The sequence below is a fragment of the Levilactobacillus suantsaii genome, assembly GCF_004115745.1.
GTDB classification, from domain to species: Bacteria; Bacillota; Bacilli; order Lactobacillales; family Lactobacillaceae; genus Levilactobacillus; species Levilactobacillus suantsaii.
Window position 1 is genome coordinate 34,218 of sequence record NZ_QXIL01000005.1, and the last position, 14,825, is coordinate 49,042.

The following is a 14,825-nucleotide window of genomic DNA, read 5'->3' on the forward strand; positions in this document are numbered from 1 at the left end:
GGGCGCTGACGCCTGGAAAGTGCTAAACTGGGGCTTAGATAACTTTTAAGGAGGATGATGTAAGATGCGACAAATTCCAGAACGTTCGGCGGTCCCCACGGCGTTGACCTGGGACCTGACCACCATTTACGCTGACGATGCGGCCTTTACCCAGGCGCTAGCGAAAATCAAGCAACAAGCGCAAACGGTCGCCAAGTTGAAGGGCCAGTTGGCCACTAGCGGTGCCGACCTGTACCGGGTCACGATGGCCGTCATGGACTTGAACCGGCAACTTGAACGAGCTTACGTCTACGCATCGTTGAAGAACGACCAGGATACCGGCAACGCCACGTATCAGGATTTCGCGGACCAGGCGAGCGGCTTGGTCGCAACTGTGGCCACAGCGACGGCCTGGTACGAACCCGAAGTGTTGGCGTTATCGGCTGAGCAATTGCAAGCCTTGATCGACGCGGAACCCCGCTTAGCGGACTACCAACATGTCTTTGATGTGTTGGGGCAACAGCGACCCCACACCTTGTCGATTCCAGAAGAGCGGCTCTTGGCCGGCGCCAGTGACATCTTCGACGCGTCGGAAAAGACGTTTGGCGTTTTGGACAACGCGGACTTACAATTCCCTGTCGTCCAAGACGAAAACGGCAACGACGTGCGCCTGTCGCAGGGATTGTACGGTATCTTATTGGAATCCACGACGCCGAAAGTCCGGGAACAAGCTTTCAAAGCGTTATACAGCGTCTACCAACAATTCCGCCACACCTTTGCCTCAACGTTGGCCAGTGAAGTCAAGACCCATAACTTCGAAGCACAGGTCCGGCACTACGGCAGTGCGCGCGAAGCAGCGATGAGTCAAAACAACGTGCCGGCCGTGGTTTATGACACGCTGGTCAAGACGGTTGACCAACACCTGGACCTCTTACACCAGTACGTCGCGTTGCGCAAGAAGCTTTTGGGCGTTTCCGAGTTACACATGTACGATCTTTACACGCCGTTGACCGGGGAACCGAGCCTGAGTTACACCTACGACCAGGCCAAGGAAGAGGCGCTCAAGGCCTTAGCGGTGCTGGGACCAGATTACGTGGCCAACGTCCAACAGATGTTCGACCAACGCAGCATCGATGTCGTGGAAAACAAGGGCAAGCGTTCCGGCGCTTACTCCGGTGGGATGTATGATACCAAGCCGTATATCCTGTTGAACTGGCAGGATAGCTTGGAAAGCCTGTACACGCTGGTCCACGAAATGGGCCACAGCATGCACAGTCACTATACCCGGACCAACCAGCCCTACCAGTACGGCGACTACTCGATCTTCGTGGCGGAAATCGCCTCGACCACGAACGAGAACCTCCTGACCGACTACCTCTTGAAGACCCAAACGGATCCGCAAGTTCGGGCCTACGTGTTGAACCAATACCTCGACGGGTTCAAGGGGACTATTTACCGTCAGACCCAATTTGCGGAGTTTGAAGATTACATTCACCGTCAAGCGGCGGCAGGAAAGTCGTTGACGGCGGACTTTATGAGCGACTTCTACGGCAAGCTCAACGCTCGTTACTACGGGGATGCGGTCATCTCAGATCCGCAGATTGCGGACGAATGGACCCGGATTCCGCATTTCTACTATAACTACTACGTCTACCAGTACGCGACCGGCTTTGCAGCGGCGACGACGCTCTCGCAACGCATTTTAAGCGGCGACGATGCCAAGCGAACGGCTTACTTGAATTACCTGAAGGCCGGCAGTTCGGCATTACCGCTCGATGTGATGCGGCAAGCTGGGGTCGATATGACCCAACCGGATTACCTGGAAACGGCCTTTCAGACCTTCGCCGACCGGTTGAAGGAATTCAGCCAGTTAGCACAAAACTTAAAGTAAAATCACTTAAAAAACGTGGTCCCCAGAGCCGATTTGGCTGTGAGGACCACGTTTATCGTGGAGAAAGTTAGGGTTAGAATTCTTGCCAGTCCTGTTGCCAGAACAGGCCCATGGTCTTTTCGCCGGTGTGGATGCTGATAGCGGGGCCCAACTGGCTTTGAGTAAAGCGGACCTGGGGGAAGGCGGTGGTGAGGTGTTCCCGCCACTGCGCGGCTAAGTCGGGATTGTTGGCGTCGATTACCGTGGCGGCTACCGGGTAGTCGACCGTTTTGAGGTCGGTAGCGAGGTGCGACTCCATGTACTGAAAGGCCCGGCGCATGGTGCGTTCCTTAGCGATGGCCACGATTTGACCGTCAGCGTTAAAAGTTAATAACGGTTTGATGTTGAGCAGGCTACCGACTAAGGCCGAACGGTTCGAGAGCCGCCCGGTCCGGGCCAGATGCCGCAGACTGTCGACGGCGAAGTACACGTGTTGAGTATCACGGAAGGTCACTAAGGCGTGAGCGATGCACGCGGCGTCATAACCGGCTTCAATCAGTCGACCAGCCAACAGGCACAGATTGGCTTCGCTGGCGCTGGCCATCAACGAATCGATGGGGAAGATCTCGGCCTTGGTGTAGGTCCGGCAAAACGCCCGCAGGTTATCCATGAAGGACGTGATGCCACTGGACAGGTGGATGGAGATGATTTGGGTAACACCCTGGCTTACCAGGTGGTCGTAGGCCGTTTCGATTTGGCCCAATGAGACCTGAGCCGTCGTTGGCAGTGGCTGGTCACTGTTCAAGTAATCGTAAAAGGTCGCCGCGGTCAACTCGGATTCGGGGTACTGGTGGGCCCCTAAAATTACGGTGATGGGTAAAGCGGTGATGTGATATCGGTTAAGTTGCGCCGGTGTCAGGTAGGCTGCGGAATCGGTAACGATGGCAATAGACATAAGTGTCGCCCCTTCGGTCAAGTAATGAGTCCATCATACCATATTTGGAGGGCCGAATTGGCGAGGGGCAAAATAGTTCGTAAACTAAAAAAAGGCTTGGGGCTGAACCCAAACACTTTAATAGTAAAACGATTCAGTTTGCTGACTTACAACATATGCAGGTGGGGATGTTGATGACTAGCACTGGCAGTGGCAGTGGCAGAAGTTGTAGCGTCCGCGTAATTGAGTTCCTGCATCAAGGATTCCTTGGTGGCCACGCCTTGGTTCTCACAAACGTCGCAAAGCGCGTCGTAGGTGACGTCGTTTAACAGTAAGCCGTATTGCGATACGTCACAGTTGAAAATGACAGCTGAAGAAGATTGTTGAATCTTCATTTCTGCGGCGAGCTTTTGGTCGGTCTGGAAGGACTGTTTAGCGAGGTCCGAGTCCCAATCTTCAAGAAACATCGGTAAGTCGAGGTGACAATCTTTAGCCAGCGCAATCACTAAATCGTTGGAAAGCTTTTGGTGCTGATTAATAATGGCAGTTTGCAAATCTAATAAGAAGTTTCGCCCCTTGCGTTTCCCCTGAAATAGGGCGGCTTTATAGGCTAAGATAGCTTGATAATAAGTCGTGAAGCAGGCATTGCGCTCGGCTAACGTCGGGTGTGTGGTGGCTAATGCCTGTTCGACGATCTGTTGCGTGAGTAGTGGGACAAACTGAAATGAAACCTTAGTAGTGAGATGGTCGGCCAACTTTAGGATGTTGCGCTCGGACTGCATACATCGTGCACCCAGTGGGTTGACAAACAAATAAACTTCTAACACATTGCTTCCTCCTATAATCCGTCCTCAATAATTGGCGCGTTGAGGCACCAAACTTAAAAGTCACAATATAATTACATTAGCAAAAAATGAAAAAAACGCAATCGGAACATGCGTTCTAAGTCGTTCATGCCCCTTACGTTTTGGCACAACTTAATCATGCAACATTTTTCCGGGGAGGTAAAGTTAAACGCCTTATAAAAATCAGTGTGAAAAGTGGGGGCTTTAAAATTTATCGCTTCCAATGGCGCGATGCCGGGGAAGACCGGTCTTGCGGGAAAAATTAAGTGGTTAATGCACTTAGTTTGCAAGCTGACCTAACCGTTTATTTATGGTTGAGAAGGGTTTCACAATTCGAGGGGAATGTGATGAATTAGAGTCGGCTACGGACGAAATATGGTAAAATCAAGGGGTAAAATGTGGAAACAAGGCTGGGGGAAGTTGTTATGATCGAAAATTGGGATCAATTTTTACTACCTTATCAGCAAGCAGTCAGTGAGCTGAAGGTGAAATTACGTGGGATGCGTAAACAATTTGAAAACCAAAATCAGCGTTCGCCCATCGAGTTTGTGACGGGGCGGGTCAAGCCGGTCCCGAGCATCCAGGAAAAAATGACGCGTCGTCACGTGAGTGAAGCCCGGCTGGAAAGGGACATGCAAGACATTGCCGGGTTACGAATCATGTGCCAGTTCGTCGAAGACATCTACCAAGTCGTCGACCTCTTACGGCAACGGACCGATTTAACGATTTTGGAAGAACGTGACTACATCCACAATGAAAAACCAAGTGGGTACCGTTCGTATCATATCGTGGTAGAATATCCGGTCCAGTTAGTGACGGGCGAAAAGAAAATTTTAGCGGAAATTCAGGTGCGGACCCTGGCCATGAACTTTTGGGCTACGATTGAGCACTCGTTAAACTATAAGTATCAAGGGGCCTTTCCGGAAGACCTCAGCCAGCGGTTGCAACGTACGGCGGAGGCGGCCTTTAAGCTGGATACCGAAATGTCAGAAATTAGAGAAGAGATTCAAGAAGCGCAACATTACACACCGGGCAAGACCGATGCGACGCCACCAACGGCGCACCACGTCGAGTAGTCCTGATTAATCAGTCATCAAATGATTTAGGAGGTGAAGCGGGCCATGCTGCTGGTGATCAGTGGTGATTGGCCCGTTGTTCATGAAAGTATCCATTTATAGTAATGACGGCCAAGCGTCCCGCAAAGTGGCGACGGCATTGCATCAGGGCTTAGTCGCCGGCGGGGTCGAAATCGATAGTCTGAACCCCGACATCGTGGTCACGGTGGGGGGCGACGGGACGTTGTTGTCGGCGTTTCACCACTACTCCGACCGCTTGGACAAGATTCGTTTCGTGGGAATCCATACTGGGCACCTGGGGTTTTATACGGATTGGCGCGACTACGAGGTCCAAGCGCTCATCCAAAGTTTGGTCCAGGATAATGGCCAAAGTGTCAGCTACCCGTTACTCACGATTCGCGTCGATTACGCCGATGGGACCCAACCAGACCAGGCGTTGGCGTTAAACGAATCGACCATCAAAAAGGTCTCGGGAACCATGGTGGCCGATGTCTACATCAAAGATGAATTTTTTGAAAGTTTCCGGGGGGATGGCCTGTGTATCTCCACGCCGACCGGCTCGACGGCTTATAATAAGTCCGTTGGTGGTGCCGTGATCAACCCCCGTTTCAACGCGATTCAAATGGCCGAGATTGCGTCCATCAACAATTTGGTCTTTCGAACGTTGGGCTCGCCCCTGATTATTCCCGATGATGAATGGATCCGCATCGAACCGGTCAAATCCGCCGGCAACGTCTTGATGTGTGACCAACTCAGTATCGAGGGTCGGCCCATCAAGGCCATCACCTACCGTATCGCCCAGCAGCGCATCTCCTTTGCGGAGTATCGACACACGCATTTCTGGCAACGGGTGGAGACGTCTTTTATCGGGAGAGAACGCCTATGACGGCCTTTGAATGGGCGGTCACGGGGGACGCGCCGATGCACGTGCGCACGGTGCTCATGGCCCACGGGGTCACACGGACCTATCTCAAACGCGTCAAGTTCCACGGCGGGGTCGTGACACTCGATGGGCAAGCCGTCCGGGTGATTGCCATGGCACACCCGGGGCAGACTGTGGGATTGCAGTTGCCCCCGGAAGCGCCCAACCCGCACGTGGCGACGTCGTTTCAGCCACTAGACATCTTATATGAAGACGACCATTTTCTGGTGGTCAATAAGCCCGCGGGGATGGCGAGTGTCCCATCGCATCTGTACCCGGATGATACGTTGGCCAACCGAGTCAAAGGCCACCTCACGACGATTCACGCGCCCAGCACGGTGACTCACATCGTGACACGCCTAGACCGGGACACCAGTGGAGCGGTCCTGTTTGCTAAACACCACTTTGCCCATTCCATCTTGGATAAGCAGTTGAAGTTGGGTCAACTGGATAAACGCTACATTGCGGTCGCTACTGGCCGAGTCGAACCCGACCACCAGGTGATCACGTACCCGCTGGGGCGCGCGGAGGGGTCCTTTATCAAGCGGACCGTGCGCGCCTCAGGGCAGGCGGCCAAGACGGAACTCTGGTGTCGGCGGCGGTCGACGACGGCCACGTTGTTGGCAATTAAGCTGCATACTGGTCGGACGCACCAGATTCGGGTCCATTGTCAGGCCATTGGCCATCCTTTGATGGGGGATTGGCTGTACGGCGATGCTACTAATCCGTGGATTCACCGCCAAGCCTTGCACTGTGCACGGTTGCGGTTCTACCAGCCGTTTTTGGAACGCTGGATAACTTGCTACGCACCTTTACCGACCGATTTGGCCAGCTTGATTACGCATGAAGGACTAGATTCCTAACCAAAAATTTAAAACGAACCGTCCATGATCGATGAATTTTGTCGATCATGGACGGTTTTTTTGAACGAAAATTTTGACGATAAGGGCAGAAAATCGTGTGCAATTAAGGGGTGTAAAAGAATCTCGACGCAATTTTTGAAGCAATTCCTTCCAAAAATGAGTTGTCCATTTAAACTTTTTTGTCTAAAACCACAGTAAAAAAAGCCACAATAATTTATACACAAGACATTAAAAATGGGCAAAAATATTGTATTGGTCTAGATATTATTTTTTTAATTATTATGGAATTAATACACAAATCAAAAATAAATATTTCGTTAAAAATGTTTTTGCAAGCGCGTACTTGCGGCGTTTGATGGTATTTTAATCGTTTTCTTTAGCGGCATAGAGCGATTTTGTCGATTGAGTTAGAACTCTAATATTTTTTCTTATTTTATAAAAAATAATGTATTAAGTCGTGAAACGAATCGCTAATTATCTTTTAGTTATGAATCATATTTGGATTAAATAGTTCCTTTTTTAATGGTATATATGATGTATTTGTGATAACATTTCTTATGAATAAGCGTTTGTTTTCAATATGAACAAATTATAGATGCAATCGCTTATCTTACTTAATGGTCTCATACATCAATTTTAGGGAGAGTTATTTTTCGAGTGAGTAATTTAAAAGGAGGACGTATAAAGTGAAATTCATGCGGAATAAAGCTTTTTACGGTGATCCGAAGCTGAGATACAAGATGTTTAAGGTTGGGAAGATCTGGGTCTTCACTGCTATGGCATCGTTCTCACTTTTGGGGGCACCTCAAATGATGGCTCATGCGGATACCTCCGCACAAGCTGAAAGCAGTAGTGTAGTTACTAAGGATACAACGACAGAGTCTGAGATCCAGTCTAATTCGAGCAGTACTAGTAGTGCGGCGACGAGTTCGAGCGCCGCAAGTAGCAGTTCGAGTAGTACCAGTAGCAGTTCAGCTACCAGTTCGAGCGCCACGAGCAGCAGTTCGAGTAGTACCAGTAGCAGTTCAGCTACTAGCTCGAGTGCCGCAAGTAGTAGTTCGAGCAGTACCAGTAGCAGTTCAGCTACCAGCTCAAGCGCGAGTAGTGCAGCTTCAAGCAGCGTAACTGTCGCCAGTGAAGCCCTGAGTTCAGCTACGACGAGTTCTAGTGCCACGTCAGCGGTCAGCGCAGCCACAACTGAATCGAGTCAAACATCGGCGGTGGCCACTAGTACGGCTACGGCCGACCAAACGATTAATTCGGCCGCAAGTTCAGCCGCCGCAACTGTTGCGGATGTGACGTTAACGACTAACATTACGTCGGCCGTCACCCAAACGACTACGACTAGTAAAAGCGCTACGACGGCCGTGGCCACTGCAGCAACTGTGTCGTCTGCAGCGTCTACAGAATCGGCTGCGGCATTAACTGCAGAGGATAAGCTGAGTAGCGAATATGCTTCAGTTGCCACTGCAGCTGCTAGTACCGCGGCTAGTGCGTCTTCCGCTGCGATGGCTGCCAGCAGCTATGCAGAAATATTCAATACTTCTGGCGCCTCTTCTGTTTCGACTGATAACCCAGTTTCGGCCGCTAATTCAGTGGCTCAAAGTGCTTATATCGCAACATCAACGGCTGCTGACTTAGCCTTGCACTACAATAGTTTGGCATCAATGTATATAGATGCATTAGATGTCGCTTCGGTACCATCAGACATGTCGATTAGCTATGGAAAAGCTTCAACGGCCGCAGATTCATATGTTCAAGCAGCCGTTAGTTACGCTAGTGTAGCTACAAGCGCAGCCGAAGCGGCAGAATTAGCGGCAGCTCAAAACCTTAATAGTTTGGTCAGCAGCACGAATAGTACGACTTACTCTGAAGCCAGTGCCGCGAATTCCATGGCTACTACGGCTTCGGCGGCAGCTAGTGCCGCTTATGAGTCGATGCAATACGATAAAACCAATTCGACAGCTGCAAACGCTTACTCGCAAGCCAACAGTGCTGCTAAGGTTGCCTCGAGTGCCGCGATTACCGCTAACAGCTTAGCGACTGCCGCTCAAGCAGCTTACAGCACAGCCAATAGTGCCGCTGAAAGTGGCGATTACACGGCAGCCAGTGATGCTTTAGTCACGGCTCAAACATTAGCCAGTCAAAGTAGCGATAATTATGCTATTGCCAGCACCGCAACCAGCACGGCTGAATCGGCGGCCAGTCTGGCGACGACTACAACGGTCAGCACAGCCGCAAGCATGGCCAGCAGCAGTGCTCAGTTAGCGGCTAGTTCCGCAACTGACGCAACAAGTTATGCCAGTGATGCCGCTCAGTATAGTGGCGGATCGCAGTCTGCACTGTATGTTGTAGCGGCTTCTGAATATGCATCTACTGCGCAATCAGCAGCGGCAGTAGCCAGCAGCGCGGCATCTGCGGCAGCGGTAGCATCGACTACCAAAGAAGCTAATTCGTTATACCGGGTAGCTTCGAGTGCGGCTAACACGACACAGGAAGCAACCTTACAAGCTTCGAGTGCCGCCATGTACGCGCAAGAATTTTACGCAGATGTTGATAATGCACAAACTGGTGAAGATAGTAGCGTTTCAGTAGCAGTGGATGTGACGAACGATACTTTATCTGTTGGCGACAGTGTCAATATTGATGCCACCGTTTCGAATTCAGCATCACTTAGTTCAACGTCAAATATTACTTATACTTGGTATATGTCGACAGATGGTAAAACCTGGACACAGGTCCAGACTTCAGCATCAACGACTTCAAGCAAAACGGATAGCTACACGGCAACAATAGCCTCGGCAGGAACTTATTACTATCAACTCCTTGTTACTGGGAAAAAGGGCTTACTGGGAACCAGCTTTAGTGTAGCATCTGATGTTGTAACGGTCGTTGTAACGGATGAAAACGGGGATTACACAACGCAGGCGAAGAGTTCAGCAAGTCTGGCATCGGATTACGCTTCAGCGGCTAATTCTGCAGCCACTGCAGCAAGTTCGGCAATCGACAACATGTATGACATTGCCAATGTAAGCGGTGTTACGCCAAGTTCTTACGCGACTAAAGCCGTTGCTAGTTACAATGAAGCTAGTTCGTACGCAACTTTAGCAACTTCAGCCGCTACAGCAGCTAGTGAAGCCCAAAGCTTAGCCGCTGAAAACGAAACTAACGGGAGTTACGATCTCGCGAGTTCCTACGCGGTTAACGCGGCTTCTTATGCGACGGTTGCCAGTTCATACAGCGTTCAGACCAGTACGGCGGCAAGCACTGCATTGAGTTATGTTGATACGGCCTTACAGAAAGCGGCTGCGGGTTCTGGACAGGACTCAACCGCGAATTATTTGGCTTCCAGTTATGCGGAAACGGCGGCTTCCTTAGCTAGTGCGGCTTCTAGTGTTGCCACTATAGCTAATTCGCACGCGAACGATGCGAACAATGCTTACTCGTCTGCACCGGACTTTAATTCAACCGCAACAGATTATATGAATGCGGCTAATTCAGCAGCTAGTGCGGCTGCTTCTAACGCGGCGGCTGCCAGTTCAGCAGCTTCTTTAGCGGCAACCTTTACGGGATCAGACTTCGCTGAAGCCTCTAGTGCCGCCGATGACGCGAACACTTATTTGGCTCTGGTCAATGATAATCTTAGTGCGGCTTCTAGTGCTGCCGCAGCAGCGACCCAGAGCGTGGTTGATGCGCAATCATCTTATACAAATTCCGTTGCCACGGCAGCGACTGAAGCTGCTTCAGCAGCTAATGAATTAGGCTCCTCGGCGGCTTCGGTTGCTTCATCCTTAGCAGCAGCTAATACGACTAATACGAGTTTAGGGGCTTCCTACACAGCTATGACCGCCAGTTATGCTCAAGACGCACAATCCGCGGCAGCAATGGGCAGTGAAGCGGCTTCGGCAGCGACAAGTTACATGACGATGGCCTCTTCAGCAGTTGCAGCTGGTAGTTTCAACGAAGCTAGTTCTTATGTCACTGCCGCAAATGATGCCATGTCTGAAGCTAGTTCTTACGCTACGGCGGCGACGACTGCTGCTAGTTTGGGTAGTTCGGCAGCGGTGGACGCAGTAAATTACTCGAATAACCTGTCATCCTGGCAGTCAAAGCCAACAGGTGATGCCACGAAGATCTTTGGCTGGACAGTTTTGGGCGGGATTACGCAACAACCTGCTACGGTAACCTCGACGACTTCCGGAAGTACCTTTACGTTAACGGGGGCGGCTAGAACTGGCGCAATCGCAGTTAATGGCGCAACGAAGGCCTACTGGTATGTTCAATATAATGGAGAATGGTATAATCTTACGACGGGTAATGTCCCGGATGTTATTACAGTGAGCCAGGCAGCAAATACGAGTGTCTGGGATTTGGCTAACCTTTCCAGTACCTTAACGGTAACGGTCGATTCTAGTTTTACCGGAAACCTAACGTTCCAATTCCGTGCGGCTTATGGCTTGTCGACAATATCGTACACCACCAATTACTACAGTAATTTAGCTGAAGTCGATGTTTACGATAAGGACATTGACGCATCAGGAATCGAAGTCTCCGGGGATGACTACCTGTTGAACACCGAAACGGGTGTTTACACGGCTACCACGAATCCGGGGAACGCTACGGGAACAATTACTTGGACCAGCAGTGATACGTCGATTGCAACTATTAATGATGATGGTTATGTTGCCCCAGTGACTGGTGCAAGTGGAACGATTACGTTGACGGCCACAATCACCAACGCAGATGGCACCACTTATTCGGCCTCGAAGGAAATTACAATCGGTAGCGGACTGGAAGATCAAACAGTCGATGCAGGTAGTAAACTTGACTGGAAGCCAGTTGGTGGTACCACTTCCGATGATGACTCTGTCACTTATCAGTGGTACTACTCCACAACTGATGCCACTTCTGGTGGTACGGCAATTTCCGGAGCGACAGATGCAACTCTGAGTTTAAGTAATGTTAAGTCCAGCGATGCAGGGTACTACTACCTGGTTGTAACATCTGGTACAGCAACGACTACGTTAGGTGCCGGTCAATTGACGGTCAACGCAACGGCTAGTGAAGCTGCTTCATCCTCCGCAACGATGGCGTCTTCTGCGGCTAACGAAGCCGGATAATATGCTTCCGTCGCAAATTCTTACGCGAATGTGGCGGATCAATATAGTGGTCAGAATTCGGCAGCTAGCTCATATGCAGCTCAAGCTACAAATGCTGCTAGTGAAGCTGCTTCTGCAGCCACTGCTGCTTCTTCCGCGGCTGCAGCTGCCTCCGAAGCTTATGAAAATGCTAATTCCGCTGAAGCAGCGGGTGATAACTCGGCTGCTCAAAGTCACGCTGCAGAGGCCTCTGATGCAGCATCTACTGCAGCAGAGTCAAAAGACAAGGCTTCTAGTTCAGCCAGTGATGCGCACTCTTACGCTAATTTAGCAATTGGCGCTGAAGATAATTCTGATTCCGATGATAGCGATGACGAAGGCGACAGTGACGCAGACTCCGATAGTGATACCGATTCCGACACTGACAGTGATACGGACTCTGATAGCGACACTGATTCGGATACTGACAGTGATTCCGATACTGACAGCGATACGGACTCTGATAGCGACACGGACAGCGATACCGACACCGATAGCGATACGGACTCTGACACCGACAGTGATTCGGATACTGACAGTGATACGGACAGCGATAGCGACACTGATTCGGATACCGACAGTGATTCCGACACTGACAGCGATACGGACTCCGACACCGACAGTGATACTGACAGCGATAGCGATACTGATTCGGATACTGACAGTGACACGGACTCCGATAGCGATACCGATTCCGACACCGACAGCGATACGGACAGCGATAGCGATACCGACAGTGATATGGATTCCGATAGCGACAGTGACTCCGACACTGACAGCGATTCCGATACTGACAGTGATACGGACTCTGATAGCGACACCGATGCAGATACCGGCTCAGCAGGTGATGCTGGAACTGGCAACGGTAATGGATCCAACACTGGTTCCAACACCAATAATGGATCTGGGACTACTACCGGTGGCACTAACAACGGTTCAGGAACCACGACTACTGGAACCACTAATGCAACGAACAGTGGGGCTGGTAACCAAGGAACCGCTACGCAAACGGCAGTGGCAACCAACTTAGCTGCAACGCCAATTTACCGGGGTGTCAACCCAAGTGAAACGGCAACGGCAGCAACGGCGTCAGCACCACAAGCACCGGCACCGCAAGCACCAGTTGATTTGACCACTGCAGCTTCAGCGGATCAAGCAGTCAGCGATTCTGATTCCGATACTAACAATTCGGATAAGAAGCAAGCAGCCAACAAGAAGAAAGCTGCGGATGGCTCGCAAGCTGCAACCGCGGGTGAAACGAATGACGGCGTCAACCGCTCAGCTGATGAGCAATCGGATCACAAGACGTTGTGGGGTGCTCTTGCAGCCGCCCTCATTGCCTTGGCTGGTGGCTCCTGGTGGTTCTTCGCTGGCAAGCGGCGTAAGCACGATGATAATTAAAAACGAGACTAAATAGTTTCGTTTGTGCAACAAGATTAGTACAATCGAGTTAGGCAAGAAACTTCCATAGGTTTTACCTGTGGAAGTTTCTGCGTACATATGAGTTTTTAAATTTAATGATTAAGGTGGGCGGTTATCCAATGAAGAAGACAATTGTGAAAGAACTCAAAGCGCGGGTGGCTGATTTAGGCGACCTCTGTGATGTAGCGACCGGGACCTTTACTTTGGCGGTCTCAACGTCTGATCAGCGACACCGAGACGAGGTCCATTTCTTCCGGGGAACGAGCTTTAATCAGGCCTGGGACCAAGTAGCAACGCTCATGGCATCGACACCCAATACAGCCTGGGTCCGCATCGACGTGCCCCAAGCCATTCAAAAGATTGAACTGAGTCGGTTGCAGCAGCAACTGAAGAAACTATTTCGGATGAACTATTGGCGCCGGGGAATTAGCTTTGATTCCGACTTTAAGACCGCATTACTAGAAATGGAAATCAACGGTCATGAGTTCATCAGGCCCGGGAAAGGCCATAAAATTGGTAAGACGGCCTCCAATAGCTATCTTGATTTCCCGGCTATGACAAAGTACCTGACCCGCCGCAATGGGGAACAACCACAAGATTTGGCTGAGTCTTCATTTGTATGGACGTTTTTGACGGCAGGCATCTTCTATGATGGCGATAAAATTCGCAAACTGAGCCAAGATGTCCATGGCCAGGGGATTCGCCAACTGACGGATTTGAATACCGAGTTACGCACAACGATTACAGCAGGCGAAGCTTTCTTATGCCGGCAAATCAAAGATAGCGGTCAGTTTATCTATGGATACTACCCAGCCCGGCAACGTATCTTGAGCAGTTATAACAGCGTGCGCCATTTTTCCTCGCTTTACGCTTTATTGGAAGCGATTAATTTTACGGGGCGAACGGCAGATCTGCCCAAAGTCAAGTCAGCGCTTCAATGGGGAATTAAAAACTTGGTTCTTACTAAAGGTGACGCCATCTTCGTCAGTGAACCCCGAAAAGATGGTAGTATTGAGTTGAAGCTGGGCGGTCAGGCAATGCTGATGTTGGCACTATGTAAATATCAAGAAGTCACCCAGGATGATGAGTATTTACCCATCATCCAGCAAGCTTTTGCTGGAATCACGAGTTTCTTGAAGCCGTCAGGACAGTTCAATCACGTGCTCAATGCCGACTTAACGGTCAAAGATGCTTTCCGGATTATTTACTATGAAGGGGAAATCACCTTTGCGATGGCGCGTTACTATGAACTAGTTCCTAACGACCAGGTTGCGCAACTGATGCAACAAACTTTGGACTTTATGGTGGCGCACCATTACGGTAAGTACCATGACCACTGGTTGTCTTACGCTATTAATGAAGCCTTGCAGATTTTCCCAGCCAACCGTGATTACATGCAGATGGGGTTGGAGAACGTCTACAACCATTTGACCTTTATCGAGGAACGGGATACGTCTTACCCGACCTTGTTGGAACTTCTGGATGCGGCAATCAAGATGACCGATCTCATTAAGCGAACCGGTAACGATGATTTGCTGGCGCCATATGATTTAGGCCGGCTCCATCGGGCTTGGCGTTACCGAGCGAGTTATGAACTGGAAACGGGAAGCTTCCAGCCAGAACTGGCGATGTACTTTTACCATCCATCGAAATTCGTTGGGGGCTTCTTCGCCCGGCACGACCACTTCCGGACGCGAATCGATGATTGTGAACATTTCCTATCAGGACTGCTTAACTACTATAGCTATACCAATCAAGGGGTGAGCCTATGACAAT

Annotated in this window: 9 protein-coding genes; 7 read left to right on the plus strand and 2 right to left on the minus strand. The window is 50.4% G+C overall.

Going from position 1 to position 14,825, the window contains the following annotated elements:
* Nucleotides 1-64: 64 nt before the first annotated feature.
* The gene (pepF, locus tag DXH47_RS03905) at nt 65-1,870 is read left to right on the plus strand and encodes an oligoendopeptidase F (RefSeq protein WP_129031760.1); all 1,806 of its coding nucleotides are present in this window, start codon (nt 65-67) and stop codon (nt 1,868-1,870) included.
* Nucleotides 1,871-1,943: 73 nt separating this feature from the next.
* Here the strand turns inward: pepF and DXH47_RS03910 are convergent, their stop codons facing one another.
* Together DXH47_RS03910 and DXH47_RS03915 are read right to left on the minus strand one after the other, a co-directional pair.
* The gene (locus DXH47_RS03910; protein ID WP_129031761.1) at nt 1,944-2,804 is read right to left on the minus strand and encodes a DegV family protein; all 861 of its coding nucleotides are present in this window, start codon (nt 2,802-2,804) and stop codon (nt 1,944-1,946) included.
* A 146-nt stretch (nt 2,805-2,950) separates the two neighbouring features.
* Nucleotides 2,951-3,610 (minus strand): DsbA family protein, encoded by a 660-nt coding sequence (locus DXH47_RS03915; RefSeq protein WP_129031762.1) that lies wholly within the window; start codon nt 3,608-3,610, stop codon nt 2,951-2,953.
* A 443-nt stretch (nt 3,611-4,053) separates the two neighbouring features.
* Here DXH47_RS03915 and DXH47_RS03920 point away from each other — a divergent pair, with 443 nt between their 5' ends.
* From DXH47_RS03920 to DXH47_RS03945, 6 genes are all read left to right on the plus strand, one after another.
* Entirely contained in the window at nt 4,054-4,704 is a 651-nt protein-coding gene (locus DXH47_RS03920) for a GTP pyrophosphokinase (protein ID WP_170954946.1), read from the plus strand.
* A gap of 82 nt (nt 4,705-4,786) precedes the next feature.
* A complete protein-coding gene (locus tag DXH47_RS03925) occupies nt 4,787-5,590 on the plus strand; it encodes an NAD kinase (protein WP_129031763.1) in 804 nt (267 codons plus the stop codon).
* Complete coding sequence (locus tag DXH47_RS03930) at nt 5,587-6,489, plus strand: RluA family pseudouridine synthase (protein ID WP_129031764.1); 903 nt, start codon at nt 5,587-5,589, stop codon at nt 6,487-6,489. The genes DXH47_RS03925 and DXH47_RS03930 overlap by 4 nt, the downstream gene beginning before the upstream one ends.
* A 695-nt stretch (nt 6,490-7,184) precedes the next feature.
* Nucleotides 7,185-11,609 (plus strand): KxYKxGKxW signal peptide domain-containing protein, encoded by a 4,425-nt coding sequence (locus DXH47_RS03935; protein WP_225423491.1) that lies wholly within the window; start codon nt 7,185-7,187, stop codon nt 11,607-11,609.
* A gap of 30 nt (nt 11,610-11,639) precedes the next feature.
* Nucleotides 11,640-13,028 (plus strand): hypothetical protein, encoded by a 1,389-nt coding sequence (locus DXH47_RS11750; RefSeq protein ID WP_191985851.1) that lies wholly within the window; start codon nt 11,640-11,642, stop codon nt 13,026-13,028.
* A 140-nt stretch (nt 13,029-13,168) separates the two neighbouring features.
* A complete protein-coding gene (locus tag DXH47_RS03945) occupies nt 13,169-14,821 on the plus strand; it encodes a glycosyl transferase family 1 (protein WP_129031766.1) in 1,653 nt (550 codons plus the stop codon).
* The last annotated feature ends 4 nt before the right edge of the window (nt 14,822-14,825 follow it).